Raw genomic sequence first — 14,084 nt, forward strand, 5'->3', positions numbered from 1 at the left:
ACCGTGGGCATCGCCGCCGACGAGGACGAGGCGGCGCTCGGCCGGGTCGACGGCGCCGGCGCGCCCGAGCTGGTCGTCTGGGCCGCCGACGGCACCCCGCGGCTGGCCCACCGCACGGTGGTCGAGGGCCAGCGCACGGACGGCACCCCGAGCCGCCAGGAGGTGATCACCGACGCCGCCACCGGCCAGGTGCTCGCCACCGACGAGAAGGTGCAGACCGCGACCGGCACCGGCAAGGGCGTCAACGTCGGCACCGTCACGCTGACCACCACCCAGAGCGGCAGCTCCTACCAGCTGAAGGACGCCTCCCGGGGCAACCAGTCCACCACCGACCTCAAGGGCGGCACCTCGGGCAGCGGCACGCTGTTCAGCAACACCACCAACTCCTGGGGCAACGGCTCGCCCTCCAACCGCGAGTCCGCCGCCGTGGACGCCCAGTTCGGCGCGGCGGCCACCTGGGACTACTACAAGAACACCTTCGGCCGCAACGGCATCAAGAACAACGGCGTCGGTGCCGCGAGCCGGGTGCACTACAGCACCAACTACGTCAACGCGTTCTGGGACGACTCCTGCTTCTGCATGACGTACGGCGACGGCTCCGGCAACACCCACCCGCTGACCGCCATCGACGTCTCCGGCCACGAGATGAGCCACGGCGTCACCTCCGCCACCGCCGGCCTGATCTACTCCGGCGAGTCCGGCGGCCTCAACGAGGCCACCTCGGACATCTTCGGCACCATGGTCGAGTGGTCCGCCAACCTGCCGGCCGACCCGCCGGACTACCTGATCGGCGAGAAGCTCAACATCAACGGCAACGGCACCCCGCTGCGCTACATGGACAAGCCCTCCAAGGACGGTGCCTCGGCCGACTACTGGTCCTCCACCGTCGGCAACAAGGACGTCCACTACTCCTCGGGCGTCGCCAACCACTTCTTCTTCCTGCTCGCCGAGGGCAGCGGGTCGAAGGTCATCAACGGGGTCAGCTACAACAGCCCGACCTCCAACGGCTCGACGGTGACCGGCATCGGCCGGACCAAGGCGGCCGCGATCTGGTACCGCGCGCTGACCGTCTACATGACCTCCACCACCAACTACAAGGCCGCCCGCACCGCGACCCTGAAGGCGGCCGCCGACCTGTACGGCGCGACCAGCACCGAGTACAAGACGGTCGCGGCGGCCTGGAGCGCGGTGAACGTCAACTAGCGCAACGCCCACCGGCCGTCCCCGGCGCGAGCCGCCGGCGGGACCGGCCCGAGCCACCCCCGGTAAGAAACGGCGACAGGCTGCCGCGGCCCTTTGGGAGAGGAGGCCGTGGCAGCCTGTCGGCCGTCCACGATGAAGCCTGGGCTCAGGCGGTGGCGGGCTTCAGCTCGCCCCGCTCCTCGCGGACGAGCATCCGCTCGGCGAAGAAGCCGCCGGTGGGCACCACCGCGAGCACGAACAGCAGGATGCCGCGCTTGGCGTCCCACTTCTGCGCCTGCCAGGCCTGGATCCAGAAGACCACGTACAGGATGAACAGGATGCCGTGGACCATGCCCATCACCGGGACGGCGTCGAACGAGGTGGTCCGCTTCAGCACCGAGCAGATCAGCAGCAGGATGAAGGAGACCCCTTCGGGGCCGGAGACCAGGCGCAGGCGGTGGACGGCGCTGCTGTTCACGATGGATACCTCAATACGGGGGTCGGCGGCGCGGACGCACTTGTGAAGCGACTCACAAGCCTTCCGGCCCATTATCACCGAGCCCACGCCCGGGCCCCCGGCCGGGGGTGGCCACCGTGCCCGATCTCACAGCCCCCACCCCGCCCTGTCACAGCCGTGTGCCGGAACGCCGCCGAACGCGACCGACCGTCACCGGGAACCCCTATCCTGCTGCCCGCGCGCCCACCGAGCCGGGCGCCGACGCATCGCACACGGGGGACTCACCACATGTTCAAGCGCGACTGGGACCGCAGGACCTGCGCCAAGCGCGGGCACATCACCTACGCGCCGACGGAGCCCGAACTGGCCTCCCGGCTGCACGCCTCGACCGCCCTCGGCGACGCCTGGCGCTGCCTGCGCTGCGGCGACTTCGCCCTGGGCGCCCCGCACGGCTCCGGCCCGGCCGAGGAGGCACCGCTGGTGCCGCGCGGCAAGGCTCTGCGGGACCTGTTCATCCTGCGCTTCCTGGCCGTCGAGCGGGTGCTGCGCGGGCTGCTGATCATCGTGTTCGCCTGGGCCGTGTGGAAGTTCTCCAACAGCCAGGACGCGGTGCACCGGATGTTCGACGAGAACCTCACGGTCTTCAAGCCGGTCACCGACCACTTCCACTGGGACCTCGAACACGCCCCGATCGTCGAGACGATCCGCAAGACCTTCGACTTCAAGAAGAGCACCCTGCTGATCGTCGCGGGCGCGCTGGTCGCCTACGCGGTGATCGAGATCGTCGAAGCGGTCGGGCTGTGGCTGAACAAGCGCTGGGCCGAGTACCTGACCGTGGTCGCCACCGCGGCCTTCCTGCCGCTGGAGGGCTACGAGCTGAGCCACCACGTCAGCGCGGTGAAGATCTGCACCCTGGTGCTGAACATCGCGGCGGTGCTCTGGATCATGCTCTCCAAGCGCCTGTTCGGGCTGCGCGGCGGTGTGGTGGCCTTCGAGGCGGAGCGCCACTCGGCCTCGCTGCTGGAGGTCGAACAGGCGGCCGGCACCGTTGCGCACCCCGGACAGGGGGCGCACGCCCGGGCCTGACCGGCGCGTTTGTCGCAGGCTGGTACCAGTTGGCCCGCGCGCCCTCGCCGGGCCGTGGCCACAGCCGCTAGATTGCGGCCGTGGCACAGTTCAGACTCCAGGGATCGCGCGTGCTCGCCGTCGAGTTGGGCGGGGACGCCGTCAAGGCGCGACACGGTTCGATGGTCGCCTACACCGGGCAGATGGCCTTCAAGAAGTTGACCGGCGGCGGGGACGGCCTGCGCGGCATGGTCACCCGCCGGCTGACCGGCGAGAAGATGACGGTCATGGAGGTGAAGGGGCAGGGCACCTGCTACTTCGCCGACAAGGCCACCGAGATCAGCCTGGTCCGGCTGAACGGCGAGACGCTGTACGTCGAGTCGGACAACCTGCTCTGCACCGAGTCCACCCTGCACACCGGCACCAGCTTCACCGGGCTGAACGGCATGTCCTCCGGCAACGGCCTGTTCACCACCAAGGTGGAGGGCCACGGCTGGGCGGCCGTCACCTCCAACGGTCCGGCCGTCATCCTTCGGGTGGACAAGAGCATGCCGCTGCGGGTGGACCCGGGCGCGTACGTGGCGCACACCGGCACCCTGCAGCGCAGCCTGAAGTCGGGCGCGGGCTGGACCACGGTGATCGGCGAGGGCGGCGGCGAGGCCGTCCAGATCGAGTTCACCGGCGACGGCCTGGTGTACGTCCAGCCCTCCGAGAAGGTCACCATCGGGGGTGACGTCTGATGGGCTTCACGAAGATCAACGGCAAGATGGTCGAGGCCCAGGTGGTGCCCGGGCAGCGGTTGTTCAGCCAGCGCGGCGCGATGCTCGCGTACAGCGGCGACGTGCGCTTCACGCCGAACATCACCGGCGGGCAGGGCGGCGTGATGTCGATGATCGGCCGCCGGGTGGCCAACGAGGACACCCCGCTGATGACCGTCGAGGGCCAGGGCCGGGTGATGTTCGGCCACGGCGGCCACCACGTCCACGTGATCGACCTGTTCGGCGACACCCTGTACGTCGAGGCCGACCGGCTGCTCGCCTTCGAGGGCACGCTGCGGCAGTCCACCATGTTCATGGGCTCGCAGGGCGGGGTGATGGGCATGGTCCGCGGCCAGGTCACCGGGCAGGGCCTGTTCACCACCAAGCTGGAGGGCCAGGGCTCGGTCGCGGTGATGGCCCACGGCGGCGTCTTCGAGCTGCCGATCGTCCCCGGCCAGTCGGTGCACGTCGACCCGCAGGCGTACGTGGCGCACCGCGGCGACGTCCGCAACAAGCTGTCCACGGCGCTGGGTTGGCGCGACATGATCGGCCGCGGCTCGGGCGAGGCGTTCCAGCTGGAACTGTCCGGGCAGGGCGCGGTGTACGTCCAGGCGAGCGAGGAGAAGCTCTGATGTCCTACCCGCCGCAGCCCCCGTACGGCTCGCCGCACAACCAGCCGACCCAGCCCGGCTTCGCGGTCCCGCCGCCCCCGCCGAACTACGGCCCGCCGCACGGCTACCCGCCGCCGCCCCCGCAGCAGCCGTACGGTCAGCAACAGTCCTACGCCCAGGAACAGTTCGGCGGCCCGGTGGCCCCGCTTCCGACCGGCCACGGCGACACCGGGCCCGCGGTGTGGGACGTCCACAGCCTGCCGGCCGGCGACAACGTCAACCCGTACGCCTTCTCGGTCGACCTGAACGGCTCGTACTTCCTCCAGAAGGGCAAGATGGTCGCCTACTACGGCGACATCACCTTCAAGGGCGTCGGCGCCGGGGCGATCGACCGGATGCTCGGGCAGCACTTCAACTCGCCGATGCACGCGGCGGACTGGGTGGTCGCCGAGGGGCGCGGCAAGCTTCTGCTGGCCGACCGGGCGTTCGACCTCAACTCGTACGACCTGGACGAGGGCAACCTGACCGTCCGCTCCGGCAACCTGCTGGCGTTCGACCCGACGCTGCGGCTCAAGCAGTCGATCATCCCGGGCTTCCTGACCCTGATCGGCACCGGCCGCTTCGTCGCCGCCTCCAACGGGCCGGTGCACTTCGTCGAGCCGCCGATCCGGGTGGACCCGCAGGCGCTGGTCGGCTGGGCGGACTGCCCGGCGCCGTGCCACCACTACGACCACGACTACATGCACGGGCTGATCGGCGGCCTGCGCCGGCTGACCGGCTTCGGCGGCGCCTCCGGCGAGGAGCACCAGTTCGAGTTCATCGGCGCCGGCCAGGTGCTGCTGCAGTCGAGTGAAAAGCTGATGGCGGAGCGGCCGGTCGGACAGGTGGGGGCGGAGGCGGGGGTGCCGGTCGGCGGGGTGCCGACCCAGCCGGGCGGGCACGGCGGCGGGAACCCGAACCTGCCGGGCCTCGGTAACCTGGGCGACCTCGGTCGACGTTTCGGTCTGTAAACTGGTACAAGATTGAACTAAATTCGGCTATGCTGGATGCCATGGATACGCACACGATCGACGCCGCTGACACCCCTCCGTCGCAGCCCGAGGAGGAGACTCCCTGGCTGACCGCCAGGGAACAGCGGATGTGGCGCGCCCATCTGGAGGTCGCCAAGCTGCTGGAGTACCAGCTCAGCCGCGAGCTCCAGCCGCACAACCTGGCGATCAACGACTACGAGATCCTGGTCGTGCTCTCCGAGGCCCCGGACCGCCGGATGCGGATGACCGACCTCGCGACCGCCACCCTCCAGTCGAAGAGCCGCCTCTCCCACCAGATCACCCGGATGGAGAACGCCGGCCTGGTCCTCCGCCAGGAGTGCCCGGGCGACCGCCGCGGCCTCTACGCCCACCTCACCGAGCACGGCTGGGAGACCATGCAGCGGGTCGCCCCGGACCACGTGCGCAGCGTCCGGGCCCACTTCATCGACCGCTTCACCCCGGAGCAGCTCGACGACATGTACCAGGCGCTCTCCCCCGTCGCCGAACACCTCCGCGGCCTGCGCGGCAAGCCGTAGGCCCCAGGTTCCGTCCCACGCCGCCCCGCCCCGAACCCGATCGCGGCGGGGCGGACCGCATTCCGGGGAGGCCCACTCGGCACCTCTGCGCAGGAAGTCGACCAACTCGACCTCCTGCGCAGAGGCCGAGAGGAACGAGGGAGAACGGGTGGGCCCGCGCCCGAAGACGCGGGCCCACCCAAACACCGATTCCCCCTCCCGCGAACCCGACACCGCACGGCGGCCCGAAACAGCGGCAGCCCGGGAATCGCGGCAACAGGCCTGGTGAGTGATCAACACAACTGGGCGGGCCCGAGTGCCTGCACACGGGCCCGCCCAAACAATGGGTACCCCGCCCACGCACCCCCTCCAGGAACCGCGCGACGACGGCGGCCCTGGCCAAGTTCGGCCGGGGCCGCCGACAACAGAGCCGAGCAGCACTCCGCAAGCCGCCCCATCCTTTGGCCCTGCCACCCCGTCGCCGCTTCGGCACAGCCGAAGCGGCGACGGCAATAGGGCGGGGCTGTATTCGGCTCACTGCTTCGCGGCCAGCACCTCAGGCGCACACTCGGCCCAGACCATCCAAGGCCCGCAGGGGCCTTCCCTCCTCTTCGCCAGCGATGCCTGGACCGCGTTCATCGCCGGCGTTCGCGCGGGTGACTTCCCCGGGAAGCGCTGACTGGCAGCAGACCTGCGACCCACGTCTCAGCCGCCGCCGAGAGGGCGACCCACGTGCCGCCGTCCCGGATCGCGCGCAGCTGCCACCGGGCCGCGACCACAGCGGCCAAGGAGGCCACTCTCGCGGGATCGGCGACGGCGTAGCACGGGACCGTCATCGCCCACCGTTGCGCCTGCGTGATGGTGTGACCGGCGGCGATCAAGCGCGGAACCAGCGAGGCGGTGTCGGCCCAGGCGGCGGCCCGGGCCGGCCATGACCAGTCGATGACGCGTACCCGGGCACCGTCGAGCAGGATGTTCGACCCGGTCATGTCGGTGTGGGCCAACGTGTCACCGACGACCGCGTCCGATACCCGGCTCTCCAGCACGGTGAGCGCGTCCAGGTGTGCGGCCTGCCACGGGGTCAGTCCCTCTGCGGCGGCGATCTCGGGCCACAGCGCCGAGCCGGTCCACCGCTGCGCGAGGCTGAACGTTCGCAGCGCGGGTGCAGGGGTGAGCTTGTCGGCGAGGCCCGCCAGCGTCCGGGCGATGAGTGGCAGGTCCGACGAACCGGGAGAAAGGTCGGCGTGCCGTCCCGGTACGTACTCGAAGGCGGTGACCAGCCAGCCGCCGGCCTCCCCCTGCCACAACAGACCCGCGCCGATTCCCCGTACCACCGGAGCGGCTTGCGCCTCCTTGCGAGCCATCCACAGGTTCGGGCTGTCGAGCCGGGCCGCCTTCACGAACAGGCGGCCGGTGGCCGTGTCCAGGGCGGCGGCGAACTCGGCGATCTCGCCGGCATCCGGCACCGTCACCCCGGTGACGGTGCCGCACCTCCCGGCGATCAGGTCACGGACCGCAGTCGGCAGATCGGTCCACTGGTGGCGCATGGCCTTCCCTCGGGATCAGGCCGGGCCGAACGGCGCCCTCACCGTCCGGCCTGGCCGGTGGTCAGCTGGAGTTGTGGCAACCCTGGTGGCACTGCGAGCAGTTGCCGCTTCCGCTGCTGTCGGAGCCGTCGCCGCCGCTGCCTTCGGAGCATTCGGCGGACATGGCCCACAGCTCGGTGTCCACCCGGTAGCCGGTCGCCTTGAGCGCGGCCATGGTGGCAGCGATGCTCGCACCCTTCACGGGGCTGTCGCCATCCTCCGGGTTGTGGTGGAGGAAACCGCCCGCAACGCGGTCGCAGAACCCGGCGTACTCACGGGTGTACATCAGGAAGGCGTGCCACCCGTGGTCGACCAGGAGCGACGGCGACAGCCGCGCACCGGGCGTGGCAGCGCACGTGCCGAGGAACGCGAGGGCCTGGTCCACGATCCGTTCCGCGAGCTGCTGCTCCATGTCCTGGTCGTGGACGATCCGGTGAACCAGGCGCCCGAACAGGGCGCCGTCGATCAGGGCTCGGCCGGTGATCTGTGCCGTGCTTACGGGGCTCATGCTGTGCTCCCTTGATCGGTTCGGTCCGGCCGTGCGGCTAGTACGTGGCCGGGCGTCGCCATGCAGGTCATGACTCGCGAGTCAGGCCGGGCGACGCGTTCGACGGTAGGGAGTAACCGGGCGACCACTCAACGCGATTGCGGCTGATTGCGGATTCTCAATCGAGAGCGCCGATCGCGGAGGCGATCAGCACGCGGGCGGAAGCACCGTAGACGGCCATCTTGGTCAACTCGGCGAAGGCGCGGTGGTAGTCCGTAAGTTCGCGTGGCTGGACGACGCTGATCTCCGCAGTCAGTGTCTCCACCGCTGCTTCCTGATTGTCGAAGAGGTAGAACGCCTCCAGCGGCCAGAAGCGGCGCCGCGCGGTGAACGGGATGATGCCGAGCGAGACGGACGGAAGCGGCATCACCGCAAGCAGATGGCCGAGCTGGCCGGCCATGGTGTCCGGATCGCCGATGCGGTACCTGAGGACGGCCTCTTCGGCCAGGACGACGAAGCGGTGGTTGCCTTCGTACAACAGCCGGCCACGCTCCAACCGGGCCGTCACCGCCTCCGAGACGTCGTCCGGCGTGCCCTGGAAATCAGTGATGCTGCGCATGAGCGCGGTCGCGTACGCCTCGGTCTGAAGAAAACCCGGCACCACGTTCGAGACATACGCACGGCACACGGCGGTGCTCGCGTGCTGGGACAGAGACTCTTTCTGGACCTGGCGCATGCCGTTGCGGTGGAGCTTGCGCCACTCCAGGTACATCAACTCCACCGCACGGGACGACGCGATCAGGTCTGCCGCCTGATCGTCCGAGCTGCACGCCGCGCACCAGGAGCGGATGTCATTCTCGGACGGGGAGGATTTCCCGCTCAGGATGCGCGACGTCTTCGACGGATGCCACTGGCACCGGGCAGAGAGCTCTTTGCCATCGACCCGGGCGTCCAGCATCAACTCGCGCAAGCGCGCCGCGATGGCGACCCGAGCTACTCGGGCGCTGGACGATGGGGATACCGCCATGGAGTGCCTGCTCGGTGCCTCGGTGGTCAGACGGTGAATCGATCGTGCGGGGTCCCGCGCTCCCACACCGCTTCGAACGCGGACACGCAGAGCCTCGCCACGGCGGCGTCCTCCGTGTATGAGGTACGCGGCTCGGCCCAGTCGCCGTCACCGGTGAAGTGGTTGAAGCGAACGGCATGACCGTCGAACGCCCAGAAGTCATTGCCAGGTAGCGCCAGGTCGGAGGTGTTGTGGCGGGGGAGCCAGCGGACGTCTTCGCCGGCGGCGATGTTGACCGGGGTCATGGCATGCAAGTACCGCGTGTAAAGGGTGACCGGCTCGGAAACAATCCGGGCTCGACGGACGGCCACGCCTCGCATCGTCGCCTTGCGCACCATGGCAGTCCACTCATGCCAGTACTCCGACTCCGGGTCCAGATCCGATTTCCCCGTCTCCCGGAAGCGCTCGACTGCCTGCTCCTCGTCGGGGACGCCATAGGAGTCACGCATCTCCAGGTGGATCGCCGAGTGCTGCGCGGAGTGCATGAGTTGATCAAAGTCCGGCACGTTCAACCACATCGCACGCCTCCCTCAAGATCGGCACCATCCGTGCCGGGATTCGGATTGGGGTCTCGCCCTCAGGAACGCCGGGTGTGTGGCCAGGTGCCCACGCAGTTCCGCTGATCGTGGCCACCAGCTCTTCACCGGCGTCCCAGCTCTGGACAACGATCTCCCCTCGCGCGTGGTCCACCCACACAGTCGGTGAGCCCTCTTTGCCGGTCTCGGGGTCGATCCCGATGAAATCCAGCTCCACGGCGCCCTCCCGTATCAAGCCAGTTGCGCACTGTTGCGCCTGCACCCTTACGGAGAACGCATGGATCGTCAAGAGCGCACTGTAGGCGGATGGATGCATTCCGTTGTGAATGGCGCTGGCCTTCGAGGTCACCTCGAAGGCCAGCGCTTGCTCCAGGTTCGACCAGCCAGTTGGTGTCTCTCCGCCTCTCCGGACCCGTCCGGAGAGGCGGAGAAATGAAGCTGCACCGGTCCCGGCAACGTCTGAGCCGGCGGGGCCGTCAATGCTGTCGTGCCGAAGTCGCCCCTTGTCTGCGCAGGGAGTCGGCCTGGCCGACTTCTCGCGCAGAGGTGCCGGTAAGGCCGTCGCCGCTTCGGCCATGCCGAAGCGGCGACGGGGCAGCAAAGAGAGTGCTGCTCGGCTCTGGTTTCGGCGGCCCCGGCCAGCCTTGGCCTGGGCCGCCGCTACGTTGCGCTTCCCGGAAGGAGCGGGCGGATGGGGCACCTGGTGTTCGGGCGGGCCCGTGTGCTTGCACGGGCCCGCCCACTGCCGTTGAACGTGCCGTCTTGGCTGCTGTTCGGCCGAGGGTGTCTCAGCCCGCGGTAAGGCCGGCGACCAGTTCGTCGGCCGCGCCGTACGGGTCCAGGGCACCCTCGGCCACCCGTTCGGCCAGTACGGCCAGGCGCCGGTCCCCGTGCAGGTCGCCGATCCGGGCGCGCAGCTCGGCCAGCGCGATCGCCTCGACCTCCTCGGCGGCCCGGCGGCGGCGGCGCGCGGTGAGCTCGCCGTGCTCCTCCAGCCAGGCACGGTGCTTCTCCAGCGCCTCGACCACCTCGTCCACGCCCTCGCCGCGGGCCGCGACGGTCTTGACGATCGGCGGGCGCCAGTCCCCCGGCTCCCGGGCCTCGCCGAGGCCCAGCATGTGGTTGAGCTCCCGCGCGGTGGCATCGGCGCCGTCCCGGTCGGCCTTGTTGACCACGAAGACGTCGCCGATCTCCAGGATCCCGGCCTTGGCGGCCTGGATGCCGTCGCCCATCCCGGGGGCCAGCAGCACCACGGTGGTGTCGGCCTGGGCGGCGACCTCGACCTCGGACTGGCCCACCCCGACGGTCTCCACCAGGATCACCTCGCAGCCGGCCGCATCCATCACCCGCAGCGCCTGCGGCGCCGCCCAGGAGAGCCCGCCGAGGTGGCCGCGGGTGGCCATCGAGCGGATGAACACCTCCGGGTCGGTGGCGTGGTCCTGCATCCGGACCCGGTCGCCCAGCAGCGCGCCGCCGGAGAACGGCGAGGACGGGTCGACGGCCAGCACCCCGACCCGCTTGCCGAGCCGCCGGTAGGCGGAGACCAGTGCCGAGGTGGAGGTGGACTTGCCGACCCCGGGCGAGCCGGTCAGGCCCACCGTGTACGCCCGCCCGGTGTACGGCGCGAGCGCGGCCATCGCCTCCCGCAGCTGCGGCGCGGCGTTCTCGACCAGCGTGATCAGCCGGGCGACCGCCCGCGGCCGGCCCTCCCGGGCCTGCTCGACCAGCGTGGCGACATCGATCATCAGGAGCTCCTAGCGCAGGCGCAGATGCCGAGGCTGCGGACCGCTGGTGGCGGTCCGCAGCCCTGGAGATCAGATCGGCCGGTCAGGCCTTCGGGACACGCACGATCAGCGCGTCGCCCTGGCCGCCGCCGCCGCACAGCGCGGCCGCGCCGACCCCGCCGCCACGGCGCTGCAGCTCCAGCGCCAGGGTCAGCACCACGCGGGCGCCGGACATCCCGATCGGGTGGCCGAGCGCGATGGCGCCGCCGTTGACGTTGACGATGTCGGAGGAGACGCCCAGGTCCTTCATGGACTGGTGGGCGACGGCCGCGAACGCCTCGTTGATCTCGATCAGGTCGAGGTCGGCGACCTCCAGGCCCTCCTTGACCAGCGCGTGCTTGATCGCGTTGGACGGCTGCGACTGGAGCGAGTTGTCCGGGCCGGCCACGTTGCCGTGCGCGCCGATCTCGGCGATCCAGCTCAGGCCCAGCTCCTCGGCCTTGGCCTTGCTCATCACGACCACGGCGGCGGCGCCGTCGGAGATCTGCGAGGAGGTGCCGGCGGTGATCGTGCCGTCCTTGGTGAAGGCGGGGCGCAGCTTGGCCAGGCCCTCGACGGTGGTGTCCGCGCGGATGCCCTCGTCCTGGCTGAACAGCACCGGCTCGCCCTTGCGCTGCGGGATGGCGACCGGGACGATCTCGGCGTCGAAGACCCCGTCGGCCTGCGCCTTGGCGGCCCGCTGGTGAGAGGCGGCGGCGATCTCGTCCTGCACCTCGCGCGGGATGCCCAGGCGGGTGTTGTGCTTCTCGGTGGACTCGCCCATCGGGATGTTCTCGTAGGCGTCGGTGAGGCCGTCGTGCGCCATCGCGTCGAGCATCGCGATCGCGCCGTACTTGAAGCCCTCGCGGGACTTCGGCAGCAGGTGCGGGGCGTTGGTCATCGACTCCTGGCCGCCGGCCACCACGATGTCGAACTCGCCGGCCCGGATCAGCTGGTCGGCCAGCGCGATGGCGTCGAGGCCGGAGAGGCAGACCTTGTTGATGGTCAGCGCGGGGACGTTCATCGGGATGCCGGCCTTGACGGCGGCCTGGCGGGCGGGGATCTGGCCGGCGCCGGCCTGGAGCACCTGGCCCATGATCACGTACTGGACCTGCTCACCGGTGATCCCGGCCCGCTCCAGGGCCGCCTTGATCGCGACGCCGCCGAGGTCGGCACCGGAGAAGCCCTTGAGGGAGCCCAGCAGGCGGCCCATCGGGGTCCGCGCACCGGCAACGATCACAGAGGTGGTGTTGGTCATGGGACGGGCCCCTTCGCACGTCGTGGCCAGGTGAGGATGCGCTCAATGTACTGACCTGTTACCCGCCCGTCACCGGAGCGACGGTGTGATCGAGCGCACTGGCACCATCCAGTCAACACCGTGCCGACCCGCTCCGGGTGAACCGCCCGCCGTGTGAGCAGGCTCGCACCCCCGGTACTGGCGCCCGTCGCCGGCCATGCGCTGCACTTGGTGCACTTTCCCCCGACTACCCGGAGGTCGCCGTGCTGACCCGAATCGACCACATCGGCATCGCCTGCCGAGACCTCGACAAGACGGTCGAGTTCTACCGTGCCACCTACGGCTTCGAGGTCTTCCACTCCGAGGTCAACGAGGAGCAGGGCGTCCGCGAGGCCATGCTGCGGATCAACGGCACCGACGACGGCGGCGCCTCCTACCTCCAGCTGCTGGAGCCCACCCGGCCCGACTCCACCGTGGCCAAGTGGCTGGAGAAGAACGGCGAGGGCGTGCACCACATCGCCTTCGGCACCGCGGACGTGGACGGCGACGCCGAGGCCATCCGCGGCAAGGGCGTCCGGGTCCTCTACGACGAGCCGCGGATCGGCTCGATGGGGTCGCGGATCACCTTCCTGCACCCCAAGGACTGCGGCGGCGTGCTGACCGAACTGGTCACCTCCGCGCAGCAGGGCCAGGACGAGCACTGATCCCCTCCCGGCCCGCCCCGGGGCGGTCGGCGCCCCGGCGGCAGCCGACGGTCCGTCGGTCATGACTCGTCAGTAACCTGGCGGGAAGAGCCGGAAAACCCCCCTGCGGCCATTCCCCCGCAGTGTGCTCCCACTACAATGCCCAGGTGCGCGAAGGCTCCGGGGGACGGAGGCGACGGGCACGGCCGAAGACAGGCCCGTCCGCCCTCCGGTGGTCGGCCCGTCGCAAGGGGAGTCCATTACGCGGGCACGGCTGAACAGTCGCAAGACGGATCTGTCACCATTCTCCACAAGGCAAGAGTTCGCCCAGGAGTCCACCCGGACGGGGGAACGCGGCATCCCCGCGCTCCCACGCCCCGGACTCCGACGACCGCAACGGGCGGCCCCGGCATGGCGGGGAGCCGCCCACCGGCTGCGGATGCAAGGACCAGTCGGACCGGCGCCCGGGAATCGGGAGCCCGGAACCGGCCGGGTCGAGGACGCGACCAGGAGATGGATGGGACCGCGGAGTGCGGGGCAACGACCGCTACGAGGCTGACGATCACCTCTCCCAGTTCGAGGCCGAGATGGGTCGGACTCGGAAGGAGCGGGACAAGGCAGTCGAGCATGCCGAGGACCTGGCCTACCAGGTGGAGGTGCTCCGGGCGAAGCTGCACGAGTCCCGCCGCATGCTCGCCCAGCCGCGCGCCTTCGACGCCGTCTCCGGCCAGGCCGAGCAGATGCTCCGAACCGCCGAGATGCAGGCCCAGCAGCTGCGCGCCGACGCCGAGCGCCAGCTGCGCGACTCCCAGGCCGCCACCCAGCGGATCATGGCCGAGGCCGCCGAGCGCACCGCCCGGCTGGAGGCCGAGCTCGCCGCCCGCCGCCGCCAGCTGGAGGACGAGCTCGCCGAACTGCGCCGCTCCGCCGAGCAGCACGTCAACGGCTGGGCCGAGCAGACCCGGGCCGGCTCCGAGCAGGAGGCCCAGCGGCTGCTCCAGGACGCCCGCGCCGAGGCCGAGCGGATGGTCGCCGCCGCCCGCGCGGAGGCCGTCGCCCTCTCCGACCAGGCCCGCGCCCAGACCGCCGCCGACGTGGACGCCGCCC

The 14,084-nt window shown here is 70.4% G+C and carries 15 protein-coding genes and 1 pseudogene; 8 read left to right on the plus strand and 8 right to left on the minus strand.

What is annotated here, in order from left to right:
* Positions 1–1,203, plus strand: a 1,203-nt coding sequence (locus KS423_RS21530; protein WP_224281206.1) for a M4 family metallopeptidase, incomplete at its 5' end; no start/stop codon positions are given.
* Between the two features lie 145 nt (positions 1,204–1,348).
* On the opposite strand, the gene KS423_RS21535 is transcribed toward KS423_RS21530, so the two are convergent.
* Positions 1,349–1,660, minus strand: coding sequence for a DUF3817 domain-containing protein (locus KS423_RS21535; protein WP_374120001.1), 312 nt, complete (start codon positions 1,658–1,660; stop codon positions 1,349–1,351).
* 267 nt (positions 1,661–1,927) lie between these two features.
* Between KS423_RS21535 and KS423_RS21540 the strand changes: the two genes are divergently transcribed.
* The 5 genes from KS423_RS21540 to KS423_RS21560 all read left to right on the plus strand — a co-directional run bounded on the left by KS423_RS21540 (position 1,928) and on the right by KS423_RS21560 (position 5,640).
* Positions 1,928–2,725, plus strand: coding sequence for a DUF2127 domain-containing protein (locus tag KS423_RS21540; RefSeq protein ID WP_224281207.1), 798 nt, complete (start codon positions 1,928–1,930; stop codon positions 2,723–2,725).
* 80 nt (positions 2,726–2,805) lie between these two features.
* On the plus strand, positions 2,806–3,444 hold the full coding sequence (locus tag KS423_RS21545) for an AIM24 family protein (protein ID WP_224281208.1): 639 nt from the start codon (positions 2,806–2,808) through the stop codon (positions 3,442–3,444).
* A complete protein-coding gene (locus tag KS423_RS21550; RefSeq protein ID WP_224281209.1) occupies positions 3,444–4,094 on the plus strand; it encodes an AIM24 family protein in 651 nt (216 codons plus the stop codon). Before KS423_RS21545 ends, KS423_RS21550 begins: the two co-directional genes overlap by 1 nt.
* Positions 4,095–4,270: 176 nt before the next feature.
* Positions 4,271–5,083, plus strand: coding sequence for an AIM24 family protein (locus KS423_RS21555; RefSeq protein ID WP_224281220.1), 813 nt, complete (start codon positions 4,271–4,273; stop codon positions 5,081–5,083).
* A gap of 41 nt (positions 5,084–5,124) precedes the next feature.
* Positions 5,125–5,640 (plus strand): MarR family winged helix-turn-helix transcriptional regulator, encoded by a 516-nt coding sequence (locus tag KS423_RS21560; RefSeq protein WP_224281210.1) that lies wholly within the window; start codon positions 5,125–5,127, stop codon positions 5,638–5,640.
* Between the two features lie 614 nt (positions 5,641–6,254).
* On the opposite strand, the gene KS423_RS21565 is transcribed toward KS423_RS21560, so the two are convergent.
* From KS423_RS21565 to KS423_RS21595, 7 genes are all read right to left on the minus strand, one after another.
* Positions 6,255–7,166, minus strand: coding sequence for a phosphotransferase (locus KS423_RS21565; RefSeq protein WP_224281211.1), 912 nt, complete (start codon positions 7,164–7,166; stop codon positions 6,255–6,257).
* A 61-nt stretch (positions 7,167–7,227) separates the two neighbouring features.
* A complete protein-coding gene (locus KS423_RS21570) occupies positions 7,228–7,713 on the minus strand; it encodes a hypothetical protein (RefSeq protein WP_224281212.1) in 486 nt (161 codons plus the stop codon).
* 157 nt (positions 7,714–7,870) lie between these two features.
* Positions 7,871–8,719: a DUF5753 domain-containing protein gene (locus tag KS423_RS21575; RefSeq protein ID WP_224281213.1), complete on the minus strand. Its 849-nt coding sequence runs from the start codon at positions 8,717–8,719 to the stop codon at positions 7,871–7,873.
* Between the two features lie 26 nt (positions 8,720–8,745).
* The gene (locus KS423_RS21580) at positions 8,746–9,276 is read right to left on the minus strand and encodes a DUF6879 family protein (protein ID WP_224281214.1); all 531 of its coding nucleotides are present in this window, start codon (positions 9,274–9,276) and stop codon (positions 8,746–8,748) included.
* Positions 9,251–9,511 carry a hypothetical protein gene (locus tag KS423_RS21585; protein WP_224281215.1) on the minus strand — a complete coding sequence of 87 codons (261 nt, stop codon included), beginning with the start codon at positions 9,509–9,511 and terminating at the stop codon, positions 9,251–9,253. Before KS423_RS21585 ends, KS423_RS21580 begins: the two co-directional genes overlap by 26 nt.
* Before the next feature lie 571 nt (positions 9,512–10,082).
* Positions 10,083–11,039 (minus strand): methylmalonyl Co-A mutase-associated GTPase MeaB, encoded by a 957-nt coding sequence (gene meaB / locus KS423_RS21590; protein ID WP_224281216.1) that lies wholly within the window; start codon positions 11,037–11,039, stop codon positions 10,083–10,085.
* A gap of 82 nt (positions 11,040–11,121) precedes the next feature.
* Positions 11,122–12,315: an acetyl-CoA C-acetyltransferase gene (locus KS423_RS21595; protein WP_224281217.1), complete on the minus strand. Its 1,194-nt coding sequence runs from the start codon at positions 12,313–12,315 to the stop codon at positions 11,122–11,124.
* 242 nt (positions 12,316–12,557) lie between these two features.
* Here KS423_RS21595 and mce point away from each other — a divergent pair, with 242 nt between their 5' ends.
* Together mce and KS423_RS21605 are read left to right on the plus strand one after the other, a co-directional pair.
* Entirely contained in the window at positions 12,558–12,998 is a 441-nt protein-coding gene (mce, locus tag KS423_RS21600) for a methylmalonyl-CoA epimerase (RefSeq protein ID WP_224281218.1), read from the plus strand.
* 509 nt (positions 12,999–13,507) lie between these two features.
* Positions 13,508–14,084, plus strand: a pseudogene (locus tag KS423_RS21605) (hypothetical protein); the annotation flags it as partial.

Source organism: Streptomyces sp. LS1784 (assembly GCF_020103755.1).
Lineage (GTDB): Bacteria > Actinomycetota > Actinomycetes > Streptomycetales > Streptomycetaceae > Kitasatospora.

Bases quoted from the DNA above. Each gene is read 5' to 3' on its own strand.
- KS423_RS21570 (WP_224281212.1), bottom strand. From the start codon at position 7,713: ATGAGCCCCGTAAGCACGGCACAGATCACCGGCCGAGCCCTGATCGAC.
- meaB (WP_224281216.1), bottom strand. From the start codon at position 11,039: ATGATCGATGTCGCCACGCTGGTCGAGCAGGCCCGGGAGGGCCGGCCG.
- KS423_RS21540 (WP_224281207.1), top strand. From the start codon at position 1,928: ATGTTCAAGCGCGACTGGGACCGCAGGACCTGCGCCAAGCGCGGGCAC.
- KS423_RS21580 (WP_224281214.1), bottom strand. From the start codon at position 9,276: ATGTGGTTGAACGTGCCGGACTTTGATCAACTCATGCACTCCGCGCAG.
- KS423_RS21560 (WP_224281210.1), top strand. From the start codon at position 5,125: ATGGATACGCACACGATCGACGCCGCTGACACCCCTCCGTCGCAGCCC.
- KS423_RS21550 (WP_224281209.1), top strand. From the start codon at position 3,444: ATGGGCTTCACGAAGATCAACGGCAAGATGGTCGAGGCCCAGGTGGTG.
- KS423_RS21575 (WP_224281213.1), bottom strand. From the start codon at position 8,719: ATGGCGGTATCCCCATCGTCCAGCGCCCGAGTAGCTCGGGTCGCCATC.
- KS423_RS21595 (WP_224281217.1), bottom strand. From the start codon at position 12,315: ATGACCAACACCACCTCTGTGATCGTTGCCGGTGCGCGGACCCCGATG.
- KS423_RS21565 (WP_224281211.1), bottom strand. From the start codon at position 7,166: ATGCGCCACCAGTGGACCGATCTGCCGACTGCGGTCCGTGACCTGATC.